Genomic DNA, 24,468 nt, shown 5'->3' on the forward strand with positions numbered 1-24,468 from the left:
CACCCCCCAGGTCATGCTTTCGACAGGGGGACACAGTCATGCCGGGCCCGGAGGCCAGCGGTCCCGTTGCGGAACCGCGAAGAAGATAACGGGGGAAGGGCGGCGGAGGACGACGGGGCGAGCCCGGCCGCCCCCGCGCGCGGACGGCGGTGCGCGCGCGGGCGAGGAGGATCGCCCGGTCCTCCGATCGGCCGCACCGTCCGGCCCCACGGGCCACGTCACTCACCCGTGGGGGTCAGAAACGTGATCGACTCAGCGGGTTAACGACGATGGTCTTGGCAAGGCTGTCCGGGGGGCTTACTTTCGAGCCTCTACAGCCTTTGTCTACGGGCGTAGAGGCTCTCTGACGTCCCGTCGAAGGAGCAGCTCATGGCCAACGTCGTACGTGCCGCCCTGGTCCAGGCCACCTGGACCGGTGACACCGCATCCATGGTCGCCAAGCACGAGGAACACGCCCGCGAGGCGGCCCGGCAGGGTGCCAAGGTCATCGGATTCCAGGAAGTCTTCAACGCCCCCTACTTCTGCCAGGTCCAGGAGCCGGAGCACTACGGCTGGGCGGAGCCGGTCCCCGACGGGCCCACCGTCACCCGTATGTGTGAGCTCGCGCGCGAGACCGGCATGGTGATCGTCGTACCCGTGTTCGAGGTCGAGCAGTCCGGCTTCTACTACAACACCGCGGCCGTGATCGACGCCGACGGCACCTACCTCGGCAAGTACCGCAAGCACCACATCCCGCAGGTGAAGGGCTTCTGGGAGAAGTACTACTTCAAGCCCGGCAACCTCGGCTGGCCCGTCTTCGACACGGCGGTCGGCCGGATCGGCGTCTACATCTGCTACGACCGGCACTTCCCGGAAGGCTGGCGGCAGCTCGGCCTGAACGGCGCCCAGCTCGTCTACAACCCCTCCGCCACCTCCCGCGGCCTCTCCGCCCACCTCTGGCAGCTGGAACAGCCCGCGGCGGCCGTCGCCAACGAGTACTTCATCGCCGCGATCAACCGGGTCGGGCAGGAGGAGTACGGCGACAACGACTTCTACGGGACCTCGTACTTCGTCGACCCGCGCGGACAGTTCGTCGGCGAGACGGCCGGCGACAAGGCCGAGGAACTCCTCGTCCGCGACCTGGACTTCGGCCTCATCGAGGAAGTACGCCGGCAGTGGGCGTTCTACCGCGACCGGCGCCCCGACGCCTACGAAGGGCTGGTGCAGCCATGACCGATCTGTACGCCCGCCACCAGGCCGTCCTGCCCGACTGGCTCGCCCTCTACTACGCGGACCCGATCGAGATCACCCACGGCGAGGGCCGCCACGTCTGGGACGCGGACGGCAACAAGTACCTCGACTTCTTCGGCGGCATCCTCACCACGATGACCGCTCACGCCCTGCCCGAGGTGACGAAGGCGGTCAGCGAGCAGGCCGGCCGGATCATCCACTCCTCGACGCTCTACCTCAACCGGCCGATGGTCGAACTCGCCGAGCGTGTCGCCCAGTTGTCCGGCATCCCCGACGCCCGCGTCTTCTTCACCACCTCCGGCACCGAGGCCAACGACACGGCCCTGCTGCTGGCCACCGCCCACCGGCGGAGCAATCAGATCCTGGCCATGCGCAACAGCTACCACGGCCGCTCGTTCAGCGCGGTCGGGATCACCGGCAACAAGGGCTGGTCACCCACCTCCCTGTCACCGCTCCAGACGCTCTACGTGCACGGTGGTGTCCGCAGCCGCGGCCCGTACGCCGATCTCGGCGACGACGCGTTCATCGCCGCCTGTGTCGAGGACCTCAAAGACCTGCTCGGTCATGTGCGCCCGCCCGCCGCGCTGATCGCCGAACCCGTCCAGGGCGTCGGCGGCTTCACCGCACCGCCCGACGGCCTCTACGCGGCCTTCCGCGACGTCCTCCAGGAGCACGGCATCCTCTGGATCTCCGACGAGGTGCAGACGGGCTGGGGCCGCACCGGCGAGCACTTCTGGGGCTGGCAGGCCCACGCCGCCTCCGGCCCGCCCGACATGCTGACCTTCGCCAAGGGCATCGGCAACGGCATGTCCATCGGCGGCGTCGTCGCCCGCGCCGAGATCATGAACGGCCTGGACTCCAACTCCATCTCGACCTTCGGCGGTTCACCCGTCACGATGGCGGCGGGGCTCGCGAACCTCACCTACCTACTCGAACACGACCTCCAGGGCAACGCCCGGCGCGTCGGCGGCCTGCTCATCGAACGGCTCCGCGCGGTCGCCGCGCGGTTCGACGGTGTGCGCGAGGTGCGCGGGCGCGGACTGATGATCGGCATCGAGCTCGTCCGGCCAGGCACCGACCGGGCGAACCCCGAAGGGGCCGCGGCCGTACTCGAAGCGGCCCGCGAGGAGGGCCTGTTGATCGGCAAGGGCGGCGGTCACGACACCAGCGTGCTGCGCATCGCACCGCCGCTCTCCCTCACCGTGGCGGAGGCGGAGGAGGGCGCGGCGATCCTGGAACGCGCCCTGAGGCGGGCCCAGTAACGGATTTTGAGCAAGGGCGGGTGAGCCGAAGAGGCGGGCGGTGTCGAAGACCGGGCGCGCGAAGACCCGAAGGGCCGGGCGCGCGCCGGATCACCGACACCGGCCGCAGCGATCCGGAGGCGAACCGAGCCACGGAAAAAGGGGAACGCCGCCATGACCACCGCCTTGGAACCCGCCCTGTCGGTACGCCAGGTCCTCGCCCTGGACCGGGTGCTCGCCGGAGAGCCCGAGGTGGTGGCCGGCGCCGGCCACCTCGACCGGTCCGTCCGCTGGGTGCACGTCGCCGAGGCCGCCGACGTGGGCGTCATGCTCAGCGGCGGCGAAATGGTCCTCACCACAGGGGTGTTGCTCGCGGGCGACCCCGACGCCCAGGCCGAGTACATCCGCTCGCTGCACCGCGCCGAGGCCGCCGCGGTCGTCCTCGGACTCGGCCGCGCCTTCCCCGCGCCCCCGGACGTGATGCGCCGGGCCGCCGAACGCTGCGGACTGCCGATGGTGGTCCTCCACCGGCCCTTCCCCTTCGCCGAGTTGACGGAGGAGGTCCAGTCCCGCCTGGTGCGCAGCAAGTTCGCCGCCGTGAGCCTCTCCGAGGCCGTACGCACCGCGCTCACCGGACTCATCACCACCGGGGCCCCGCTCCAGCGGATGCTCGACGAGATCGCCGTGCACACCGCCTGCCCCGTCGTCGTCACCAACCTGGCCCACCGGGTCCTCGCCACCGCCGGCGAACGCTCCGCCGTAGACGACGTGCTGCGCGACTGGGACCGCATCGCCCGGCAGGCGGGCGGCAGCGAGGGCGACGGGTGGATCCGTGCCGAACTGGGCGGACGGGGCGAGAGATGGGGCCGCATCGTGCTGTGCGGCCACCGGGGCGACGCGGCGACCGGACGGCTGCTGGCCGACCGCGCCGCCGAGGCCCTGGTCCTGCACCGCATGCTCGGCGGCTCCGCCCACACCTGGGAGGAGGAGTCCGCGCAGGGCCTGCTGACCGACCTGGTGAGCGGTGTCGTACCGGCCCGCCAGCTCCTGCCGCGAGCGCGGGCCGCCGGACTGCCCGTCAACCGCCGAACCTTCGTACCCCTGGTGGTCCGCAACGGTGATCCCGTCCGACTCGACCGGGTGCTCAGGCTGCTGGGGCTGCCGGGGCTCGTCGCCGAACTGTCCGACGGAGCCACCGCCCTGCTGCTCAGCCTCGCCCGGGACCAGGACGCGGACGCCCTGGCCGCGCACTTCGCCCTGCGGCTGCGGCACGAGACCGGAGTTTCCACCACTGTGGCCGCCGCCGGACCCAGAACCGCCTGGGACGACGTCCCCGCCGGACTGCGCGAAGCCCTGCACGTGGCCGAGGCCGCCGCCGACACACCCGCCGACCTGGACCAGCCCGCTCTGGTGCGGCTGCGTGACGTCCATCTGCGCGGCCTGGTCCGGCTGCTCCGCGACGACCCGCACGTCCAGTCCTTCGCGGAACGGGAGCTCGACGGGCTGCTCTCGGGGGCGGAGACGGACCCGCGGCTGCTGCCCGTACTGCGGACCTATCTCGCCACCGGCCGCAACAAGTCCCGCACCGCACAGCTCCACCACGTCAGCCGGCCCGCGCTCTACCGCCGTCTGGAGGTCATACAGGCGCGCCTCGGCGTCGACCTCGACGACTTCGAACAGGCCGCCTCCGTCCACATCGCCCTGCTCGCGCACGACGCACAACAACGGTGAGGCTCCATGCACAGCACCGGTGAAGCCCTCCGCGCGCCAACGGGATTCCAGGCGCACGACAACGGTGAGATCCCGATGGGCAACAACGTCGAAACACCCGACGACTCAGGTGAAACACGGAACTACGCGGAGGTGACACCGTGGAACGGCACAGCGCTTCAGACGTGACACGGTGCAACTCAAAGCATCCGTCCGGGCTTTCTAGGCTCCTCGCACACCGAGCGACCGGAGGTCCCGATGAACAGAGTGATCCGCGCCGCCGTCTTCCAGACCGCATGGACCGGCGACAAGGAATCGATGATCCAGGTCCACGAGCAGGCGGCCCGCGACGCGGCCGCGCAGGGCGCCCAGGTCCTGTGCTTCCAGGAGCTGTTCTACGGACCGTATTTCTGCCAGGTCCAGGACAAAGAGTTCTACGCGTACGCCGAGCAGATCCCGGAAGGTCCGATCGTCCGGCGCTTCCAGGCGCTGGCCGAGGAACTGGGCCTGGTCCTCGTACTGCCGATGTACGAGGAGGAGCAGCCCGGCGTCCTGTACAACACCGCGGCCGTGATCGACGCCGACGGTTCCTACCTGGGCAAGTACCGCAAGACCCACATCCCCCAAGTCCCTGGATTCTGGGAGAAGTTCTACTTTCGGCCCGGAAACTCCGGCTGGCCCGTCTTCGACACGGCCGTCGGCCGGATCGGCGTGTACATCTGCTACGACCGGCACTTCCCGGAGGGCTGGCGGGCGCTCGGCCTCGCGGGCGCCGAGATCGTCTTCAACCCCTCGGCGACCTCACGCGGCCTGTCCGGCTACCTCTGGCAGCTGGAGCAGCCGGCCGCGGCCGTCGCCAACGAGTACTTCGTGGGCGCGATCAACCGCGTGGGCGTCGAGGAGTACGGCGACAACGACTTCTACGGGACCTCGTACTTCGTGGACCCCGAAGCCCAGTTCGTCGGCGAGGTGGCGAGCGACAAGGAGACCGAACTCGTCGTCCGCGACCTGGACATGGCCAAACTCCGCGAGGTCCGCGACCGGTGGCAGTTCTACCGCGACCGCGCCCCGGGGACGTACGGGCCGCTGACCGCGCCCTAGGGCCTCCCCGGGCCGCGGGCGCGGAGGCTTTCCGGACCGCGGGCCCGGACCGGTTCCGGGCGCCGGACGGCGGCGCCCGGAACCACCCGCGGCACGGCGGTCCGCACGGTCCCGCTCGCGAACCGCCTCACGAGCCCTCTCGCCAGGAAACAGTGCCGACCTCAGTCCCTGACAGCCCGACAACCCCCTCAGCGCACGCACGACCGGAAGGAGAGGGAGCATGAGCCGTACCGTCATCCGGGGTGGTCTCGTCATCACCGCGTCCGACGAGATCCACGCCGACGTCCTGATCGAGGACGGCCGGATCGCCGCCCTCGCCGCGAGCGGCACGCCCGCGGCCGAGTCGTGGACGGCCGAGCGGACCATAGACGCCACCGGCAAGTACGTCATTCCGGGCGGTGTCGACGCCCACACCCACATGGAGCTGCCCTTCGGTGGCACCTTCGCCTCCGACACCTTCGAGACCGGCACCCGGGCCGCCGCCTGGGGCGGCACCACCACCATCATCGACTTCGCGGTCCAGAGCGTCGGTCATTCCCTGCGTGAGGGCCTCGACGCCTGGAACGCCAAGGCCGACGGCAAGTGCGCCATCGACTACGCCTTCCACATGATCGTCTCCGACGTCAACCAGGAGACGCTCAAGGAGATGGACCTGCTGGTCGAGGAGGGCGTCACCTCGTTCAAGCAGTTCATGGCCTACCCCGGCGTCTTCTACAGCGACGACGGCCAGATCCTGCGCGCCATGCAGCGCTCCGCCGAGAACGGCGGGCTCATCATGATGCACGCCGAGAACGGCATCGCGATCGACGTGCTCGTCGAACAGGCACTGGCCCGCGGCGAGACCGACCCGCGCTACCACGGGGAGGTGCGCAAGGCGCTGCTGGAGGCCGAGGCCACCCACCGCGCCATCAAGCTCGCCCAGGTCGCCGGCGCCCCGCTCTACGTCGTGCACGTCTCCGCCACCGAAGCCGTCGCCGAGATCGCCCGCGCGCGCGACGAAGGCCTGAACGTCTTCGGCGAGACCTGTCCCCAGTACCTGTTCCTGTCGACCGACAACCTCGCGGAACCGGACTTCGAGGGTGCGAAGTACGTGTGCAGTACGCCGCTCCGCCCCAAGGAGCACCAGGCGGCCCTGTGGCGCGGCCTGCGCACCAACGACCTCCAGGTCGTGTCGACGGACCACTGCCCGTTCTGCTTCACCGGCCAGAAGGAGCTGGGCCGCGGCGACTTCTCGAAGATCCCCAACGGCCTTCCCGGCGTCGAGAACCGCATGGACCTGCTGCACCAGGCCGTCGTCGACGGTCACATCTCCCGGCGGCGCTGGATCGAGATCGCCTGCGCCACCCCGGCCCGGATGTTCGGCCTGTACCCGAAGAAGGGCACCATCGCGCCCGGTGCCGACGCCGACGTCGTGATCTACGACCCGCACGCCGAGCAGATCATGTCGGTCGAGACCCACCACATGAACGTCGACTACTCGGCGTACGAGGGCAAGCGCGTCACCGGGCGGGTCGAGACCGTGCTCTCGCGTGGCGAACCGGTCATCACCGAGCGGGAGTTCACCGGACGCGCGGGCCACGGCGTCTACACCCCCCGATCCACCTGTCAGTACCTTCTCTGAGCGACCAGGAGCGGCGCCAATGGACTTCGGACTCGTCCTGCAGACAGACCCCCCGGCCTCCCGTGTCATCGAGCTGATGAAGCGGGCCGAGGCCAACGGCTTCACGTACGGCTGGACCTTCGACTCGGCCGTGCTCTGGCAGGAACCCTTTGTGATCTACAGTCAGATTCTCGCCAACACCGAGAAGCTGACGGTCGGCCCGATGGTCACCAACCCGGGCACCCGCACCTGGGAGGTCACCGCCTCCACCTTCGCGACGCTCAACGACATGTACGGCAACCGCACGGTGTGCGGCATCGGGCGCGGCGACTCGGCGATGCGCGTCGCCGGACGCAAGCCCAACACGCTCGCCCGCATAAGCGGTGCGATGAAGGTCATCCGCGCCCTCGGCCGGGGCGACGAGGCCGACCTCGGCGGCACCGTCATCAAGTTCCCGTGGGTCAGGCCGGGGGCCGAACTGCCTGTCTGGATGGCCGCGTACGGCCCGAAGGCGCTGAAGATGACCGGCGAGGAGGCCGACGGCTTCATCCTCCAGCTCGCCGACCTCTACCTCACCGAGTACATGGTCAAGGCCGTGAAGGACGCGGCGGCCGAGGCCGGGCGCGACCCCGCCGAGGTGAAGATCTGCGTGGCCGCGCCCGCGTACATCACCGAGGACGACTCGCCGGAGGCGCTCGCCCACGCCCGTGAGCAGTGCCGCTGGTTCGGCGGCATGGTCGGCAACCACGTCGCCGACCTGGTCTCCAAGTACGGCGAGCACTCGGCCGCCGTACCCGACGAACTCACCGAGTACATCAAGGCCCGGGAGGGGTACGACTACTCGCACCACGGACGGGCCGACAACCCCGACACGGCGTTCGTGCCCGACGAGATCGTCGACCGGTTCTGTCTGATCGGCACGGCCGAGCGGCACATCGAGAAGCTGAACGCGCTGCGCGAGCTCGGCGTCGACCAGTTCGCCGTCTACGACATGCACGACGCCCAGGAGGCCACCATCGACGCGTACGGAACACGGGTCATCCCCGGCGTCAACGGGCAGTAACCGAAGGCCGCCCCCTCAGTCTCCCCTTCCCGCCGTCCCGGGAAGGGGACCAGGGCGCTCCCCGCGCACCCCCCCGCAGTTCGTCCCCGCACGGCCTTTCCCGTCACTCCTCATTGATTGGCCTGCTCATGACAGAAACCGTCCCCCCGGACAGCCCGCCCGCCGGACAGGTCACGCTCCCCGACGGCCGGGTGGAGATCGCACCCGACGCTCCCGCGCCCACCGGCCCCTACGCCAACGAGGACCTGCTGCCGGTCCCGGTCGAGAAGCGCACCTGGACCACGTACAACTTCTCGGCCCTGTGGGTCGGCATGGCCCACAACACCGCTTCCTGGACGCTGGCTTCGGGCCTGATAGCCGTCGGCATGGACTGGAAGCAGGCCGTCCTCACCATCGCCCTGGCGAACCTCATCGTGCTCGTCCCGATGCTGCTCACCGGGCACGCGGGACCGAAGTACGGCATCCCCTTCCCGGTCTTCGCCCGCGCCTCCTTCGGGGTCCGCGGGGCCAACCTCCCCGCTGTCGTAAGGGCGTTGGTGGCGTGTGGCTGGTTCGGCATCCAGACCTGGATCGGCGGCGAGGCGATCTACTTCCTCGCGGGCAAGCTCTTCGGCGACGGCTGGAGGAACGCCTCGCAGGTCGGCGGTCACGCCTGGACCATGTGGCTGTCGTTCGCGATCTTCTGGGCGCTCCAAGTAGCCATCATCTACCGGGGTATGGAGACCATCCGCCGGTTCGAGAACTGGGCCGCGCCCTTCGTGCTCGTCGGCGCCGGCGTGATGCTGTGGTGGATGAGCAGCAAGGCCGGCGGCTTCGGGCCGCTGCTCGACCAGCCGTCGAAGCTCGGCTGGGGCGGTGACTTCTGGAAGCTGTTCTGGCCCTCCCTGATGGGCATGATCGGCTTCTGGTCCACCCTGTCGCTGAACATCCCGGACTTCACCCGGTACGGAAAGAGCCAGAAGGCGCAGACCTGGGGGCAGGCACTCGGCCTTCCCACCACGATGACGCTCTTCGCCTTCCTGTCCGTCATGGTCACCTCGGGCTCGCAGGCGGTGTACGGCAAGGCCATCTGGGACCCGGTCCAGCTGGCCGCGAAGACGGACAACGTCGCCGGCATCATCTTCGCGCTGGTCACCGTGCTGGTCGCGACACTGTCCGTGAACATCGCGGCCAACCTGGTCTCCCCGGCCTTCGACTTCTCCAACATCGCGCCCCGGAAGATCAACTTCCGGACCGGCGCGCTCGCCACCTGTGTCCTCGGTGTGCTGATCTTCCCGTGGAAGCTGTACTCCGACCCGCAGGGCTACATCTTCACCTGGCTCGGCCTGGTCGGCGGTCTGCTCGGGACGGTCGCCGGCATCCTCATCGCCGACTACTGGATCCTGCGCCGCACCAAGCTCGACCTCGCCGACCTGTACCGCACGGGCGGCCGCTACTGGTACGACGGCGGCTGGAACTGGCGCGCCGTGGCCGCCTTCGTCACCGGCGGCGTCCTGGCCGTCGGCGGCGCGGACTTCCACCCGCTGATCGACGGACGGCCCATCCCGGCGCTGGAATCGCTCGCCGACTACGGATGGGCGGTCGGTCTCGGCACGTCGATGGCCCTGTACTTGGCCCTGATGCTGCTGCGCGGAAAGGACCGAACCACGGTCTGACCGCGGCGACCGGAGGGCGGCCAGATCTTCTGGCCGTCCTTCGGTGCCGCAGTCAGTTCTACCCGCCGGCTTTCAGTGCCGCCGTCGCGTCCTTGGCCGCCTTGATGGCACCCTTGTTGATCTCTTCGGTGCCGGGCGCCTTCTTGGTCTCGAAGTCACTGCCGTTGTAGGTGACGACCACGAGCGCGTTGGACGCCTGGACGATCACCACGCCCTCGCGGGTCTGCTGCTTGTCCTCGGTACTGAGATTGACCACGGAGTAGGCGGAGTCGCCGACACCCGGCACCGCCCCGCCGCCGCTCTTGGCGGCGACGCGGTCCTTGTAGGCCTTCTTCGCCGCGGCGTCCGACTCCTTGATCTCGTACGAGACGTCGAGCCAGCGGTAGTCGAAGCCCTTCAGCGCGTTCCACGAACAGGTGCGGCGCAGCGCCTTGTCGGTCGACGCGATCTCCTGGCCGGCTGTCTTGGCGCCGGGGACCAGGGACTTGATCGTCGCGACCTGGATGCCGCCGCAGGGGGCCGGTGACGCGGCGAACTTCTTGACGGCAGTCGAGGCCGAAGGAGCCGATGGTGAGCCGTTTGTCTGCTTCTGCGTTGATTTGTCCTCGGCGTTGGGGGTCGCTGCGGACGGGCCCGCGGCCAGGGCCCAGCCCGCGGAGGCGAGCAGAGCGACCGGCAGCAGGCGCGCGGCGAGCGCGAGCGGCAGAGGAAGAGAACCCAAAGCGCACTTCTCGTGGGGGATGGTGCGGAGACGGTCCGCACTGCGGACGGGACGCCAGTGTCACACGAGACGCTGTGGTGCGGAAGGGCCGGCCGACTTCGTGCCCGGGTAGTGACAGTGACTCACCTTGGCGGCGATTGGCTGATGCTGTCGCGGGATGCCTGTTTTGTTCGCCCCGGCGATCGCTGCCTGCTCTGTATTCCGCCATTCCGCGTCCGTGATGCGGTACGGGGCGAGGGCGGCCAGCGGCGCCGGCCGCGCTCCCGGACGTGAACGGTCCGGGAGGCCCTTCCGCGCGAGTGACGGATGCGCGCTGTCCCATCCCCGGAGCGTTTCCCCTACGAGGGCACGGTCCGCCTCGTCGAGCAGTCCTCCGCCCGCGGTGGCGGCGTCACGCAGTGCGGCGCAGGCGGGGCCGACGGAGGTGCCCCGTGCCCGGTCGGGACCCGTCCGGGGCGTCGAGCAGCGTGAGACCCGCACCCGGTGCGGGCCGGCGGCGCACAGTCGGGCATTCACCCCGGCCCTGAAGGACGCAGGCACCCCGCCCGAAAGCAAGGTGGAAGGTGAGCATGGTGCCGAGGTGCGCCGGGGCGTGCGCGGCGGGGAACGGATACGGCGTCAACTCCGGTGCTCCGGGCGTCCGTCTCGCCCGGCACGCGTGCCTGCCGCTCGTCCGAGGGTGTCTCCCCGAGTGCGATCGCTTCGACGGGGGAATGGTCCCCGGTGGCGTACAGCAACATCGTGTGCGCGTCCACGCGGAAGGGGCACCGGTTGGCCAACGACACTCCGGGCGCGGCGAGTTCCTTCCCGGTCCGGTCGCCTGCACCCGCGATCAGTGACTCCCGAGTCAATACCCATGTGGCGGTGAGCAGTTCGGGCGCGGAGGAGAGGGCGACGAAGGTGGCCGGACGCTCCATACCGAAGTCCGAAGCCAGTTGGGTGTACGCGTCTCATCCTCACCGACCACGGCCTGGACGAGTACGTCTTCGAGGCGCTGCGGGTCGGGGCGAGCGGATTTCTGCTCAAGGACACCGAGCCCGCCGATCTGCTCCAGGCCACCGAAGTCGTCTCCCACGGGGAGGCGTTGCTGTCGCCCTCGGTGACCCGCACCCTCATCGGGGAGTTCGTCGCCCGGCCTCCCGACCGGGCCACGGCGCCGGGCCTCGAAAGCCTCACCCGCCGCGAACGCGAGGTCACCGCGCTCGCCGCGCGTGGCCTGAGCAACGAGGAGATCGCCACGCACATGGTCATCAGTCCGCTGACGGCAAGACCCACATCAGCCGCGCGATGACGAAGCTGGCCGCCCGCGACCGGGCCCAACTCGTCGTCTTCGCCTACGAGTCGGGCCTGGTGACGGCGCGAGGGCAGGCGCGGTGATGCCCTCCGCCGGACTTCCGTGCCATGATCGGCCCGTGATCGCGACCAGCCCGGAACGGGCAGACGCGGCAGCTGCCGCCCAGCGTCCGAAGCAGGCCGGTGCCTCCACTGTCGCCGCGCCCCCACGAGGTGACCGGTCCCGGGCCGCCGGCATCCGGGCGAAGTGGGTCCGCCCGGTCGTCCTCGCCTGCCTGGTCGCCACGACCACCAGCGGGTGCGGCCTGTCCGCCGAACTCGACCGTGAGCGCGACCCCGGGCGGACACACGTCCCGGACCGGTCCTCCGGTCCGGATTCGCTCGTCATCGAAGTGCCCGAGCCCTCGAAGTCGTCACCGGTGCAACAGGGCCGTGGCTGCCCGCCGTCCGGCCTGCGCCTCGAAACCGGACTCGTCAACGCGGCCATGGGCCTGCGTGCCGTGACGCTGACCCTCACCGACTGCGGCAAGCGGCCGTACAAGGTGAACGGCTACCCGGCCATCGGCCAGGTCCTCGATGAGGAGGGTGCCCCGATGAGCGGGGTGCACAGTGTGGTGGGGACGGACAAGGTGCCCATGGCGCCCGCCGACCCCGGCCCCGAGCCCTTCACGCTGAACCCGGGCGACAGCGCACATGCGGCCCTCTACTGGCGGATGGCGGCCCAGCACGGCGTGTATCTGCGCGTCGCACCGCAGAAGGGACAGGACGCCGTCACCCTGCGGCTGTCGGACTACCTCGACATCGGTCCGGAGAACACGCTCGGGACGACGGCCTGGGCACCCGCGTCCTGAGCGCCGATAGAGTGGCACTGACATGCGCCGACTCCTTCTCGTACCGCTGCTGGCGGCAATCCTGACGGGATGCTCGCTCCTCGGCCAGGACGCACCGTGCACCAAGGCCGATGCGGACTCGCAGGTCTCCGCCGTGTGGCGGCCCGCCGACTTCGGCAGCCTGGACGCGGCGAAGATCCGGCTGTGCGTGCGCGGCACCTGCGAAGAGCGGGCGTCGGGCGATCCCGATGACCCGTTCGCCCTGCTTTCGGTCCGACTTCCCGACGGCGTCGGCGCGTCCACCGCGCCGGTGCGGCTCACCGTGACGTCCGTGAAGAGCGGCGACACCGTCGTCGAGGACAGCACCCGCGCCAGGCTGACGGAGGATCACCCCAACGGCGCGTCCTGCCCGCCCACCGTCCGGACGGCGACCTTCCGCGCCCACCCCACCAAGGGCCTCACCTCGCCCCGGGGGATGAGACTTCAGGGATGAGCCGCCCGAACAAGCGCCCGCGGTGCTGGGCCGGCTGAGGATTTCGTCGTTGGAGTCGGACCGGTGGCTCTCCAGGGGGAAGGCGGGGGAAGCGCTCGGTCTCGGTCTGGGTCTCGGGCCTCCCCTGTCAGGACGGACAGGAGACAAATCCGTAAATGGACGGAAAGTCTCTGATTCGCCCTGTGGAATGGAGACCACCTGCCCCGAATGATGTGGCGACGCGCAATAGAACCTGCGTTGCTATCATTCGCGATATGGGACCTTTGAATCCACCTCTTCCCGAACTCGTTGTTGGCTTGATTTGTTTCCTCTCGGTCTTCGGAGTGTTTGCGAAATTACTGGTTCCGCGTATCCAGAACACCCTCAATGAACGCGAGGATGCGATCGGGGGCACCACGGAGCGCGCGGAAGCTGTTCAGGAGAACGCTCGGCGTATTCACGCCGAGTACCAGGAGGCGCTCGGTGCTGCCCGCCACGAGGCGGCACGGATTCGGCAGACGGCCACGCAAGAGGGAGCCGAACTTCTCGCTTCGCTGCGTGCCGAGGGCCAGGAGCAGCGCGGAGACCTGGTGGCGGCGGCCAGGGCGCAACTCGACGCGGACCGCATCATCGCCGAGGCGGAACTGCGCGAAGGCGTCTTCGCCTTGGCGGCCGAGCTGGCGGGCCGCATTGTCGGCGAGCCGCTCGGTGACCTGCCCAGGGCGCGCGCCATCGCCGATGACTTCTTCGCCAAGGCGAGTGTCGAGGCTTCGCCGCGGAAGTGACCTGATTTCGTCGCTGTCTCCAGAAGGAGCCGCACCTCCACTCGCGGACCGCGGCAGGGCCCGGATCGCCGCGAGCCGGGCCCTGTTTTCCCATTTCGACTGTGTTTCGGAACATTTCTCGCACGGGAAAGCCGAAAGGGAACTCTCGCCTCCCATGGCCTCCGGCACGACGGCACCCGGGGAGCGCGTCTCCGCCCTGGTCTTCGGTCTGCGCCCGCTCAGGGCGACGCGAGCCAGAGTTCGAGGAGGGCCTCCCGCTCACGCGACCGGAGAACTCTGGCCGGCCGGTTCTGTTCCCACCACTCGGTCATGACGGTAGGACTCGCGGTGCCCCGCGTGAAGCGGCCGATCAACTGGCGGGAGAGATCGACCTCGCGCCCGGAGTAGGCGACGGCGGCGCTGGAGTAGACAGGCGTCAGGACTGTGCAGTCGGGTGCGGTGATGGATACGGTCATCTCGGTGGGACTGCTCGGCACCCAGGCGTCCAGGGCTGCCGCGGCGAAGCTCGCGGCGTGGGTCGCCCAGCGTTGCGCCCTGGAGCGGACCGGGACTTCGGTGACCTCGAGACCCTCGATGTCGGACCACGCCCAGTCACGTTCGTGCGGACCGGTGACGCGGGGCCCTGAGGCCCTGAGCACCACGCGAGGAGCCGGCGCCGCCGAGGGGGCACCCACGTACGCGCCGTCCGCGGTGACCCAGAACAGTCCCACCGTGGTGCCGTCGTCGTGGGATCGGAGGGGCGGGGTTGCTTCCATTGCCTGTGTGTCTCTCCTTGGCTGAATGTCCGGCCGGTGCGTCCGCCGCCGCGGTGCCCTCCGGAGGCATGTGCTCGCCGGTGGCCCCGAAATGACGCAGAATCCGAGGCGTCGCGAATGCACCGGGCAGATTGCCCACGGCCCGCCCCTTCCCCCAACGACCCCCCGGCCGCGCGCGGTTGATCTTCGTCGAGCCGCACACCCTACCGACCGGTCGCGAACCCCGCGGTGTCGAGGGCCGAGCCCGGACACCGTCACCCCGGCAGTTGCCCACGCCGGGTGGGTGAAGTGTTCTCGGCGGTAGCGGTCGAGGCGCTCTGATGTTCGATGGGCCGACCGGCGCACGCAAACACCGAGGTGACAGATGCTTTTCACGACTCGTCCGACCCTGCAGGGTTCCTTCGGCATGGTGTCCTCCACGCACTGGCTCGCCTCGCAGTCCGCGATGGCCGTCCTGGAGGACGGCGGCAACGCCTACGACGCCGCCGTCGCGGCCGGATTCGTCCTGCACGTCGTCGAACCCCACCTCAACGGACCCGCGGGCGAGGTCCCGATCATCCTCGCCCCCGCGGACGGTGCCGTGCGGGTGCTGTGCGGGCAGGGCGTCGCACCCGCCGGAGCGACGATCGCCCACTACAGGGGACTCGGTCTGGATCTCGTACCCGGCACGGGCCCGCTCGCCGCCGCGGTGCCGGGCGCGTTCGACGCCTGGATGACGCTGCTGCGCGACCACGGCACCAAGCAGCTCGCGGACGTCCTGAAGTACGCCATCGGATACGCCGAGGACGGGCACCCGCCCGTGGAGCGTGTCGGCGAGACGGTGGATGCCGTACGCGAACTGTTCGAGACGGAGTGGACCTCGTCGGCCGAGGTGTACCTGCCGGGCGGCAGGCCGCCGCGCCCCGGCGAGCTGTTCCGCAACCCCGCTCTCGCCGCGACCTGGCGACGACTGCTCGACGAGGTCTCCGGTGCCGGGGACCGGGTCGCGGAGATCGACGCGGCACGAGAGGTGTGGCGCTCCGGCTTCATCGCCGAGGCCCTGGTCCGGCAGGCCCGGCGGCCCACCATGGACACCAGCGGCGAGCGTCACACCGGCACTCTGACAGCCGCCGACCTGGCCGGCTGGTCCGCGACCTACGAGGCCCCGGCGACGTACGACTGGCGGGGCTGGACCCTGTGCAAGGCGGGCCCCTGGAGCCAGGGCCCGGTCCTCCTCCAGCAACTGGCGCTGCTCCCGCCCGAACTGCCCCGCTACGGTTCCGCCGAGTACGTCCACCTGCTCGTCGAGGGCTGCAAGCTCGCCATGGCCGACCGGGAGGCCTGGTACGGCGACGCGGCCGAGGTACCGCTCGACGAACTGCTGTCGGAGCCCTACAACGCCGCCCGGCGGGCGCTCGTCGGGGACAAGGCGTCGTACGAGCTGCGTCCCGGCAGCCCCGGCGGCCGTGATCCGCGGTTGAGCGGGCACGCGCGCGTGGTGGCCGCCGGGGAGCCCGGCTTCGACGCGCTCGCGGTGCCGGGCGCCGGCGAGCCGACCATGGCCCGCGCGGCGGCGGAACCCGACGTGGCATCCGACGGCGGCACCCGGGGCGACACCTGTCACCTGGACGTCGTCGACCGATGGGGCAACATGGTCGCCGCCACCCCCAGCGGCGGCTGGCTCCAGTCCAACCCGGTCGTCCCCGAACTGGGCTTCCCGCTCGGCACCAGGCTCCAGATGGCCTGGCTGGACGAGGGGCTGCCCAACTCCCTGACACCGGGCCGCCGCCCGCGCACCACGCTGACGCCCTCTCTGGCGCTGCGTGACGGAGTACCGGTCATGGCGTTCGGCACCCCCGGTGGCGACCAGCAGGACCAGTGGCAGACGCATTTCTTCCTGTCCGTGGCACTGCGACCGCCCGTGCGCGGCGGGCTCGACATCCAGGGCGCGATCGACGCCCCGAACTGGCACAACGACAGCTTCCCCGGCTCCTTCTATCCGCGCGGCATGCGCCCGGGCAGCCTCACCGTCGAGTCCCGCACGGACGAGACGGTCGTCGAGGAGCTGCGACGCCGGGGCCACGACGTCACGGTCGCCGAGTCCTGGTCCGAGGGGCGGTTGTGCGCGGTGGCCCGGAATCCCGCGACGGGCGTCCTGTCGGCGGGGGCCAATCCGCGCGGGATGCAGGGGTACGCGGTCGGACGATGAGGCGCGGCCCGGCACCGGTCGCCGAGGCCGCCCGGTCTGTTCACCGCGGTCCGGCATCGGTTGCCCATGCCCGCGCGGCCGGTCTGTTCACCGCGGTCCGGCATCGGTTGCCCATGCCCGCGCGCCCGGTCTGTTCACCGCGGTCCGGCATCGGTTGCCCATGCCCGCCCGCCCGGCCCGCTCACCGCGGTCCGGCTGTCTCCCAGCCGACGTACCCCTCTTCCGGCGGCCCCGCTCGACGGCCTCCCGGTGGCGGGCCGGACGGCTTTCGGCGGCGGGTCGACGGCTTCCCCGCGGCCCGCCCGACGGTCTCGTCCCGGTCGTGACCGCGGGCCCGGTGCCGGTGATCGTCCCGCCCCGGGAATTCATGGTGATTCCACCCTGAGTACCCCGGAGGGGTGGGGATTGTCAGTGGCGCGTGCTGTCATGGAGCCATGATCGAACAAATCGAAACCATCGACGAGTTTCTCGCACACCGCACGCCGGACGTGGAACACGCCATTCGCAAGGCCGCCGCCGCCGAGATCATGCCCCGGTTCCGGCAGCTCGCCGCGCACGAGATCGACCAGAAGTCCGGCCCGCACGACCTCGTGACGGACGCCGACCGACTGGCCGAGAAGTACCTCACCGAGGCCCTCACCGCGCTGCTGCCCGGCTCGGTCGTGGTCGGCGAGGAGGCGGTGCACGCCGACCCGGCCAGCTACGAAGCGATCCAAGGCACGGCGCCGGTCTGGATCGTCGACCCCGTCGACGGCACCCGGCAGTTCGTGCACGGCGACTCCGGGTTCTGCACACTGGTCGCGCTCGTGCTGGACGGCGTGGTGCACGCCTCGTGGACCTACGCCCCCGCGCGCGACGAGTTCGCCGTCGCCGTCCGGGGCCGGGGTGCGCTGCTCGACGGCGTGCCGCTGCGCTCCGGTTCGCCCGATCCCGGCCGCGACCTCGACGTCGCGACCTCCCACCCGGACTACACGACGGACGAGCAGAAGCGCGCACTCCTGGGCCTGCGCGTCGAGGGCGTCGTCCCGCGCCCGTGCGGATCGGCAGGCCTGGAATATCTGGCCATCGCTCGCGGCGAGTTGGACGCGGTGGCCTTCTCATGGGAGGCGGCATGGGATCACGCGGCGGGTCTGCTGCTCGTCGAGGAGGCGGGCGGCGCCCATCTGACACTCGGCGGCGAGCCCTTCCGGGTCACGGGGGGCAACGCGCTGCCGTTCACGGCGGCCAGGGACGAGGCCACGGCCCGCCGGGTGACCGCCCTGCTGGCGGCACAGCCCGAACAGGTGGATGCCGGGGCCTGAGCGGGAGCCCCGCGGCCCGCGAGGGTTCCGGTCCCGTCCGGCGGCCGGCCCGCGGTGCCGGGGCGTTGTCCTCCAACGCCCCGTGCCGTAAGGGCTGTCAGTCCTCCGGCATATCCTGATCCTCAGTGGCCGTCGGCTGACAAAGGAGTCCGAAGGTGCCGTCGATGCTCGATACGGTCGTGGTGGGTGCGGGGCCGAACGGACTGACGGCTGCCGTGGAGCTGGCCCGCCGGGGCTTCTCCGTGGCCGTGTTCGAGGCCCGCGACACGGTGGGCGGGGGAGCGCGCACCGAAGAGCTGACCCTGCCCGGATTCCGGCACGACCCGTGTGCGGCGGCGCATCCGCTGGGCGTGAACTCGCCCGCCTTCCGGGCGATGCCCCTGGAGCGGTACGGCCTGGAGTGGCTGCACGCCGAGCTGCCCATGGCGCACCCGTTCCCGGACGGCTCGGCGGCGGTGCTCTCGCGGTCGGTGGCGGAGACGGCGGCGTCCTTCGGACCGCGTGACGCCGGCGCGTACCGCAGGCTCGTCGCGCCGTTCCTGAGCAAGTGGGACACCCTGGCGCACGACTTCATGTCGCTGCCGCTGACCGCGCTGCCCCGGGACCCCGTCACCCTCGCCCGTTTCGGTCTGGCCGGGCTGCCGCCGTCGACCTGGCTGATGCGCCGCTTCCGCGACGAGCGGGCCAAAGCCCTGTTCGCGGGTCTGGTGGCGCACGTCATCGCGCCGCTGGAGGGTATCGGCACGGGCGCCGTCGGCCTGGTCTTCGCGCTGGCCGCGCACGCCCGGGGCTGGCCCGTGGCACGCGGGGGATCCCAGTCCATCTCGGACGCGCTCACCGCGTATCTCCTGGACCTCGGCGGCGCCGTCCACACCGACTACGAGGTCAAACGCCTGGACGATCTGCCTCCCGCGCGCGCGTACGTCTTCGACACCTCGCCCAAGGCGCTGGCCCGTATCGCGGGGTTCGGGCGGTACTACGAGGGCTACCGGTACGGCGCGGGCGCCTTCAAGATCGACTATGCGCTGGACGGGCCCGTGCCCTGGACCGCGGAGAGGGCCCGGGTCGCCGGGACGGTGCAGGTCGGGGCGAGCAGAGCGGAGATCGGCACCGCGCTGCGGGCGGCCTCGCGCGAGGGCCGGGCACCCGACGCGCCGTTCCTGATCACCGTGCAGCCGAGCGTCGTGGATCCGTCCCGGGCCCCCGAGGGCAAACAGGTCTTCTGGGCGTACGGCCATGTCCCCAGCGGCTGGACCGGAGACCTCACCGACGCGATCGAGCGCCAGCTGGAGCGCTTCGCCCCGGGCTTCCGTGACCGGGTCCTGGCCCGCGCGACCGCCGGACCGCCCGAACTCGCGGCCCGCAACGCCAACTACGTGGGCGGCGACATCGCCTGCGGCGCCGCCTCCGGACTCCAGCTCATGCTCCGCCCCAAGCTGTCCCTGTTCCCGTACAGCACCCCGCACCCCGCCGTCTTCCTGTGCTCCTCGGCCACCCCGCCCGGTCCCGGAGTGCACGGCATGTCGGGGCACAACGCGGCCAAGGCCGTCTGGAGGAGGCTGAGAGAGTCATGACCACGATCACGCTGGTGCAGGGCGACATCACCCGGCAGAGCGTCGACGCCGTCGTCAACGCGGCGAACTCCTCGCTGCTCGGCGGCGGGGGCGTCGACGGGGCCATCCACCGCCGCGGCGGCCCGGCGATCCTGGCCGACTGCCGCAGGCTGCGCGCCGGCCACTACGGCAAGGGACTGGCGACCGGCCGGGCGGTCGCCACGACCGCGGGTGACCTCGACGCCCGCTGGGTGATCCACACCGTGGGTCCTCGCCATGCCCGGGAAGAGGACCGGTCGGAGCTGCTGGCGTCGTGCTACCGGGAGTCGCTGCGGGTCGCCGACGAGCTCGGCGCCCGTACCGTCGCGTTCCCCGCCGTCTCCGCGGGCATCTACGGCTGGCCGATGGACGACGCGGCGCGCATCGCGGTGGAGACCGTCCGGGCCGCGAGCACCGACGTCGAGGAGGTCCGCTTCGTGCTCTTCGACGAAACGGCATACGACGCGTTCGCCGGGCAGCTGCGCTGACGGCGGCATTCTCGGCACGCGGGAGCCGAGCCGGCACGCGGGAGCCGAGCCGGCGCGTGCGGCCGGGGCGGAGTGTACGGGTGGCCTGCCGGGGCGCTGCGACGCAGCGGCCGTGCCGTCCGGTCACATGGACAGATCGACCACCAGGGGCCGGTGATCAGAGATCGCGGTGCCCGGGGCGCGCACCCCACGGGCCGCGCCCGCCTCGATTCCGGTGGCCAGCACGTGGTCCAGCTGGACGAGGGGACGGTGTGCCGGATAGGTGGGCGCAAGGGCCAGATCCCGCCAGCCGTGGTGCGGCGCGGGGGTGCTTCCCGGCCGGGTCCGGCGGATCCCGCCGCCGACCGGTCCGGCCGCGCCGAGGACCGCCCGCGGAAGCGCGCCGGGCAGGTTGAAGTCGCCCAGAAGCACCTGGGGCCGGGGCAGGTCGGCGATCCAGGCGCGGACGGCGAGCAACTGGCGGATGTTCCAGCCGGGCACGAACGACAGGTGCAGTGCCACCACGGTGAACGGTCCGCGGCTCCCTTCCAGAACGGCCGCCAGCGCAGCCCGCGGCTGGTCCCTGGAGACGGTGAGCCCGCGGCGTCCGGGTGTCCGCAGCGGCATGGGGACCGGCGCCGGGGCCAGCCGCCGTGCCCTCCAGTGCAGTACGGGCAGCCGGGAGAGCAGAGCGATGCCGTGCGAGGGGGCGTCGTCGCCCGCTCCGGTCTCGCGCGGGCCGTACACCCGCAGCCCCGGTTCGGGCAGCGCCGGGACCCAGCCGCCACCCGTCCGAACGGCACCGTGGAACGCGGAGGCGTAGCGCCAGTGGCGCGCGCCGGACCCCGCGGCGGCGGCCGACGCCTGGTCCACCGTGCCCGATCGTTCCTGAAGCCGGTCCAGCTCCTGAAGCGCCAGCACATCGGCGTCCAGTGACGCGACGGCCCGGACGAGGGGCGCCTCGGGGCCCGCGGCGGCCGGGACGGAGACGGGCCTGCCGTCCGCCATCGGCCGGCCGTGCAGCACGTTGAACGTCGCGAACCGCACCCGCCCCGAGCGCGAGGGGCCGGGGTGAGCCGTCTCGGAAGATGTCATGAGCGCGACCGTACCCAGCGGGAGCCGCGACCGTACCCAGCGTGGCCGCGAGCATCGGCCCGGTTCCCTATACCCAGGGAAGTCTCTCGCCCAGCAGTCGCAGCAGGTCGCCCGTGGCGTCGGCCGCGCCCAGCGCGGGCAGGGCGCCGAGCGCGAGTACGGCCGCGCCGACGGACCGTGCGACGGGCGGCGGGGCGGTCCGCAGGGCCGCGATCCGGCGGGTGACGGCGTGTTCGGAGAAGTACAGGGCACATCCCGGGCGGGCGCGCTGGGAGACCAGGGCGGCACGCGCCAGCGCGCGTGCCGTCGTGTGCCGGTCTCCGACGGCGCTCGCGGCCTCCTCGTCGGCCCAGCGTTCCAGCAGGAAGGCGACGGTCTCACGGACGGTCACGAGCAGGGGGTTCGCCGCCGCGGCAAGGGCGACGGCGGTCGACAACGCCGCGTGCCGGTGGGCGAGATGAGCGCGCTCGTGGGCGAGCAGGACACGCCGTTCGGCGGGCTCCAGCGCACCGAGCATCGCGGCCGTGACCAGGATCCGGCCCGGCTTGCCGGGGATGGCGAAGGCGTGCGGGGTCGGCGACGCGGCGACGACGAGCTCGCTGTCCGGAGGGTGCCCCTCGCAGAGCCTGCGCAGGAACCGGCGGGTCGCGACGTGTGTTCGTACGACACGGAGGAGCCGATGGGTGATCACGGCGAGGGCGGCCACCGCCAGGACGGCCACGGCCTCAGGGACGGGCTCGGGCAGCGCCCGGCCCTCCTCGCCGGCCTCGGCGATCACGGCCGGCGTCTGGTCGATCAGGGTGACCCCGAGCAGCAGCAGGGCCCACGTCGAGGCGGCCGCGGTCAGCACCGCGGCCGCGGTGAGGACGCGGGCCGCGAGGGCCGGCGACACCCGCCTGCCGACCTGCGGGGCGATCGCGGTGAGGAGCAGCGCCAGTACGAGCGGAACGTAGACGTCGATCCTCATGGCCCCTTCCCTCCGAGGAGGTCGCGCAGGGCCTCCTCCTCCTGACGGCTGAGCCCGGAGACGAACTGCTGGAGGGCCGCGATCGGATCGGGCCCGCGGCCGAGCGCCTCGTGCATGGCCTCGGCGGTCAGCTGGGCCGCGTTCTTGGCGGGCCGGTACGCGCCGCGCCGACCGTCAACGTCACGGAGCACAAGGCCTTTGTCGTACAGACGTTTGAGGATGGTGTGCACTGTGTTGTACGCGAGTCCGCCGCCGATCTCGGCCTGGATCTCGGCGGGCGTCAGCGCGTCGTCGGTGGCCCACAGGGCCGCGAGGACTTCGCTCTCCAGCTCGCCCGCGCTGCGCCGTTCCACCCTTCCCCGGGGACCTGTGCCAGCCATGCCCGTTACCTTACAGCGTGTAGGGGGGCTGGAAAGGATGCCGCTGCGGGGGGTGCGCCCCGGGTACGGGGGGCCGCGTGCCGCCCACGGGTGCGTCCTCGAATGCCCGTCCCGCTCGGCGCCTTCTTCCGGCGGGCGGTAGTTTGTCCATGATTCCCCTGCTCCCGCCTCACTCCACGTCTTGTAGTGTGAAGAAACCCTACAGCGTGTAGGGTTGAAGGGTGGAATGATGGCCAAGACCCAGAACGTCCCGCTCATCGGCGCCCGGCGGCCCAAACCGCCGGACCGGGCGGCCCGCACGTCCCGGCGCCCTGGTGACCTGGGCCTGCTCGCCCTGGTCGCGGGCGCCTTCATCCTCGCCCAACTGATCCTCGTGCGCCCCGGGATGGGCCTCGGCTGGGACGAGACGGTCTACGTCAGTCAGGTCTCCCCGCATGTCCCCGCGGCCTTCTTCAGCGCGCCAAGGGCCCGCGGTGTCCCGCTGCTCGTGGCGCCGATAGCCTCCTGGTCGTCGTCCACCGTCCTGTTACGCGTGTACCTCGCCCTGCTGTCCGGACTCGGCCTGTTCGTGGCCCTGCGCGTCTGGCGCGGGCTCTTCCCGGTGCGGGTCCTCGCCCTTGCGGGCGCCCTGTTCGCGACACTGTGGGTGACCCTCTTCTACGGCCCGCAGGCCATGCCCAACTACTGGGTCGCGATCGGCGCACTCGTCTGCGTCGGGTGCTTCCTGCGAGCCCGGTCGGGCGGCCGTGACCGGGCGGCACTGTGGGGGATCGGGACGAGTGCCGCGCTGATGGCGTGGATGCGGCCCTCCGACGCGGTCTGGGTGACCCTGCCGCTCCTCGTCCTCGCCGTGGCCGTCCCCCGATGGCGGCGGGCCCGGCCGCTCTTCGCGCTCGTCGCGGGCCTGCTCGCCGGGGCCGCCGAATGGATCATCGAGGCCTACGTCAGCTATGGCGGCCTGGGGCAACGGCTCTCCGACGGTTCGCGCATCCAGGGCGGCCTCGGCTGGAACATCGCCGTCGGCGACCAGATGCGCAGCCTCGGCGGACGCGCGCTGTGCCGGCCCTGCACCGGGGGGATGCCGAACCCCGCCGTGCTGGCCTGGTGGTTCGTCCTGCCGCTGATCGCCGTCCTCGGCCTGGTGATCGCCGTCAGGGCCCGTCGCACGGCACCCACCCTGCTGCTCCTGGCCTGCGCCACCACGGCCGGAATCCCGTACCTCTTGATGATCGGATACGCGGCCCCGCGCTTCCTGCTGCCCCTCTACGCTCTCGTCGCGATCCCCGTCGCCGACGCCCTCGTCCATCTGGTCACCGTCCCCGGCCCTCGTTGGCGGCCGGTCGTCGTGACCCTCGTGGCCGTCGCTCTCGCCGGGCATCTGGCCGTGCAGTTCGCGGTCCTGCAGGCCACGGTGCGGCGCACCACCGACGGTCACCACGGCTGGACGGTGACGGCGGCGGAACTGCACCGGCTCGGTGTGCGGCCGCCCTGCGCGCTCACCGGCCATGAGTCAGTCCCCATCGCCTTCTACGCCGGCTGCTCCTCCTGGGCGATCGGCGGGCACAACGGCAACGCCACCGCGCGGAGCATCACGAGTTCCGCCCGGCACATGCCGGTCGCCGTCGTCGCCGCTGCGGGGAGCAAGCCGCCCGGGTACGCCCGCACCTGGGCACTCCACCGCGTCGGCGACCTGTTCGTCTACGTCTCTCCGGGAGCGGGGAGCCCCCCGCCGTGACCCTTCCGCCGGAGCCACCCTCACCGGCGCGGCGTGGGCAGGCGGCCCGCAGCGGTCGAGCCGTCGGCCCCGGCACGCCTCCCGGCAGCGAAGCGGTGGGCGCTCCGACGCGAGGACCGGCCGGGAGCGGGCCGGCCGGCCGCGCACCGGTGTCCGGCGTCGGCTCCGTCGTCGGCCCGGCCGCCGGGCCGGCGACGGACGGCCATGGGCTGCCGCCGCCCGAGCCGGCGTCCGGACCGGGCGGGCCGTCAACCCCCGCGCTGTCCGAAAGCAGGTGGACGACCGCC

General features: G+C 71.4%; 21 protein-coding genes and 1 pseudogene. 16 read left to right on the forward strand and 6 right to left on the reverse strand.

Annotated elements, in window-relative coordinates; genetic code table 11:
* Window positions 1–369: 369 nt before the first annotated feature.
* The 7 genes from ACFYW8_RS42280 to ACFYW8_RS42310 all read left to right on the forward strand — a co-directional run bounded on the left by ACFYW8_RS42280 (window position 370) and on the right by ACFYW8_RS42310 (window position 9,600).
* Window positions 370–1,212, forward strand: a complete 843-nt coding sequence (locus ACFYW8_RS42280; RefSeq protein WP_389092335.1) for a nitrilase-related carbon-nitrogen hydrolase — start codon at window positions 370–372, stop codon at window positions 1,210–1,212.
* Window positions 1,209–2,492, forward strand: a complete 1,284-nt coding sequence (locus ACFYW8_RS42285) for an aspartate aminotransferase family protein (RefSeq protein WP_365880851.1) — start codon at window positions 1,209–1,211, stop codon at window positions 2,490–2,492. Before ACFYW8_RS42280 ends, ACFYW8_RS42285 begins: the two co-directional genes overlap by 4 nt.
* Before the next feature lie 153 nt (window positions 2,493–2,645).
* Window positions 2,646–4,202 (forward strand): PucR family transcriptional regulator, encoded by a 1,557-nt coding sequence (locus ACFYW8_RS42290; protein WP_389092341.1) that lies wholly within the window; start codon window positions 2,646–2,648, stop codon window positions 4,200–4,202.
* 237 nt (window positions 4,203–4,439) lie between these two features.
* Complete coding sequence (locus ACFYW8_RS42295; protein WP_365880857.1) at window positions 4,440–5,282, forward strand: nitrilase-related carbon-nitrogen hydrolase; 843 nt, start codon at window positions 4,440–4,442, stop codon at window positions 5,280–5,282.
* Between the two features lie 220 nt (window positions 5,283–5,502).
* On the forward strand, window positions 5,503–6,903 hold the full coding sequence (gene hydA, locus ACFYW8_RS42300; protein ID WP_365880859.1) for a dihydropyrimidinase: 1,401 nt from the start codon (window positions 5,503–5,505) through the stop codon (window positions 6,901–6,903).
* A gap of 19 nt (window positions 6,904–6,922) precedes the next feature.
* Window positions 6,923–7,945 carry a TIGR03842 family LLM class F420-dependent oxidoreductase gene (locus ACFYW8_RS42305; protein ID WP_365880861.1) on the forward strand — a complete coding sequence of 341 codons (1,023 nt, stop codon included), beginning with the start codon at window positions 6,923–6,925 and terminating at the stop codon, window positions 7,943–7,945.
* 128 nt (window positions 7,946–8,073) lie between these two features.
* Window positions 8,074–9,600: an NCS1 family nucleobase:cation symporter-1 gene (locus ACFYW8_RS42310; RefSeq protein WP_389092350.1), complete on the forward strand. Its 1,527-nt coding sequence runs from the start codon at window positions 8,074–8,076 to the stop codon at window positions 9,598–9,600.
* A 58-nt stretch (window positions 9,601–9,658) separates the two neighbouring features.
* Here the strand turns inward: ACFYW8_RS42310 and ACFYW8_RS42315 are convergent, their stop codons facing one another.
* Together ACFYW8_RS42315 and ACFYW8_RS42320 are read right to left on the reverse strand one after the other, a co-directional pair.
* A complete protein-coding gene (locus ACFYW8_RS42315) occupies window positions 9,659–10,321 on the reverse strand; it encodes a hypothetical protein (RefSeq protein ID WP_389092355.1) in 663 nt (220 codons plus the stop codon).
* A 512-nt stretch (window positions 10,322–10,833) separates the two neighbouring features.
* Window positions 10,834–11,238, reverse strand: coding sequence for a hypothetical protein (locus ACFYW8_RS42320; RefSeq protein ID WP_389092359.1), 405 nt, complete (start codon window positions 11,236–11,238; stop codon window positions 10,834–10,836).
* A gap of 32 nt (window positions 11,239–11,270) precedes the next feature.
* Between ACFYW8_RS42320 and ACFYW8_RS42325 the strand changes: the two are divergent.
* From ACFYW8_RS42325 to ACFYW8_RS42340, 4 genes and pseudogenes are all read left to right on the forward strand, one after another.
* A pseudogene (locus tag ACFYW8_RS42325) lies at window positions 11,271–11,698 on the forward strand (LuxR C-terminal-related transcriptional regulator); the annotation flags it as partial.
* Between the two features lie 35 nt (window positions 11,699–11,733).
* Window positions 11,734–12,465 carry a DUF4232 domain-containing protein gene (locus ACFYW8_RS42330; protein WP_389092363.1) on the forward strand — a complete coding sequence of 244 codons (732 nt, stop codon included), beginning with the start codon at window positions 11,734–11,736 and terminating at the stop codon, window positions 12,463–12,465.
* A 22-nt stretch (window positions 12,466–12,487) separates the two neighbouring features.
* On the forward strand, window positions 12,488–12,937 hold the full coding sequence (locus ACFYW8_RS42335; protein ID WP_389092367.1) for a hypothetical protein: 450 nt from the start codon (window positions 12,488–12,490) through the stop codon (window positions 12,935–12,937).
* A 254-nt stretch (window positions 12,938–13,191) separates the two neighbouring features.
* The gene (locus ACFYW8_RS42340; protein ID WP_389092371.1) at window positions 13,192–13,701 is read left to right on the forward strand and encodes a hypothetical protein; all 510 of its coding nucleotides are present in this window, start codon (window positions 13,192–13,194) and stop codon (window positions 13,699–13,701) included.
* Window positions 13,702–13,919: 218 nt separating this feature from the next.
* Here ACFYW8_RS42340 and ACFYW8_RS42345 read toward each other — a convergent pair whose 3' ends face one another.
* Entirely contained in the window at window positions 13,920–14,456 is a 537-nt protein-coding gene (locus ACFYW8_RS42345) for a hypothetical protein (RefSeq protein WP_389092375.1), read from the reverse strand.
* 364 nt (window positions 14,457–14,820) lie between these two features.
* Between ACFYW8_RS42345 and ACFYW8_RS42350 the strand changes: the two genes are divergently transcribed.
* The 4 genes from ACFYW8_RS42350 (at window position 14,821) to ACFYW8_RS42365 (ending at window position 20,025) form a co-directional block, all read left to right on the forward strand.
* Window positions 14,821–16,644, forward strand: a complete 1,824-nt coding sequence (locus ACFYW8_RS42350) for a gamma-glutamyltransferase family protein (protein ID WP_389092380.1) — start codon at window positions 14,821–14,823, stop codon at window positions 16,642–16,644.
* A gap of 434 nt (window positions 16,645–17,078) precedes the next feature.
* Complete coding sequence (locus ACFYW8_RS42355) at window positions 17,079–17,945, forward strand: inositol monophosphatase family protein (RefSeq protein WP_389092385.1); 867 nt, start codon at window positions 17,079–17,081, stop codon at window positions 17,943–17,945.
* A gap of 164 nt (window positions 17,946–18,109) precedes the next feature.
* A complete protein-coding gene (locus tag ACFYW8_RS42360) occupies window positions 18,110–19,519 on the forward strand; it encodes an NAD(P)/FAD-dependent oxidoreductase (protein WP_365880879.1) in 1,410 nt (469 codons plus the stop codon).
* Window positions 19,516–20,025: an O-acetyl-ADP-ribose deacetylase gene (locus ACFYW8_RS42365; RefSeq protein WP_365880881.1), complete on the forward strand. Its 510-nt coding sequence runs from the start codon at window positions 19,516–19,518 to the stop codon at window positions 20,023–20,025. Before ACFYW8_RS42360 ends, ACFYW8_RS42365 begins: the two co-directional genes overlap by 4 nt.
* A gap of 123 nt (window positions 20,026–20,148) precedes the next feature.
* Here ACFYW8_RS42365 and ACFYW8_RS42370 read toward each other — a convergent pair whose 3' ends face one another.
* The 3 genes from ACFYW8_RS42370 to ACFYW8_RS42380 all read right to left on the reverse strand — a co-directional run bounded on the left by ACFYW8_RS42370 (window position 20,149) and on the right by ACFYW8_RS42380 (window position 22,446).
* Window positions 20,149–21,099, reverse strand: coding sequence for an endonuclease/exonuclease/phosphatase family protein (locus ACFYW8_RS42370; RefSeq protein WP_389092393.1), 951 nt, complete (start codon window positions 21,097–21,099; stop codon window positions 20,149–20,151).
* Between the two features lie 67 nt (window positions 21,100–21,166).
* Window positions 21,167–22,066 carry a M48 family metalloprotease gene (locus ACFYW8_RS42375; protein ID WP_389092398.1) on the reverse strand — a complete coding sequence of 300 codons (900 nt, stop codon included), beginning with the start codon at window positions 22,064–22,066 and terminating at the stop codon, window positions 21,167–21,169.
* Window positions 22,063–22,446 (reverse strand): BlaI/MecI/CopY family transcriptional regulator, encoded by a 384-nt coding sequence (locus tag ACFYW8_RS42380; protein ID WP_389092402.1) that lies wholly within the window; start codon window positions 22,444–22,446, stop codon window positions 22,063–22,065. Before ACFYW8_RS42380 ends, ACFYW8_RS42375 begins: the two co-directional genes overlap by 4 nt.
* A 229-nt stretch (window positions 22,447–22,675) precedes the next feature.
* On the opposite strand from ACFYW8_RS42380, the gene ACFYW8_RS42385 reads away from it, so the two are divergent.
* A complete protein-coding gene (locus ACFYW8_RS42385) occupies window positions 22,676–24,181 on the forward strand; it encodes a hypothetical protein (RefSeq protein WP_389092407.1) in 1,506 nt (501 codons plus the stop codon).
* Window positions 24,182–24,468 lie beyond the last annotated feature (287 nt).

This window comes from Streptomyces sp. NPDC002742, from assembly GCF_042888885.1.
GTDB lineage: Bacteria > Actinomycetota > Actinomycetes > Streptomycetales > Streptomycetaceae > Streptomyces.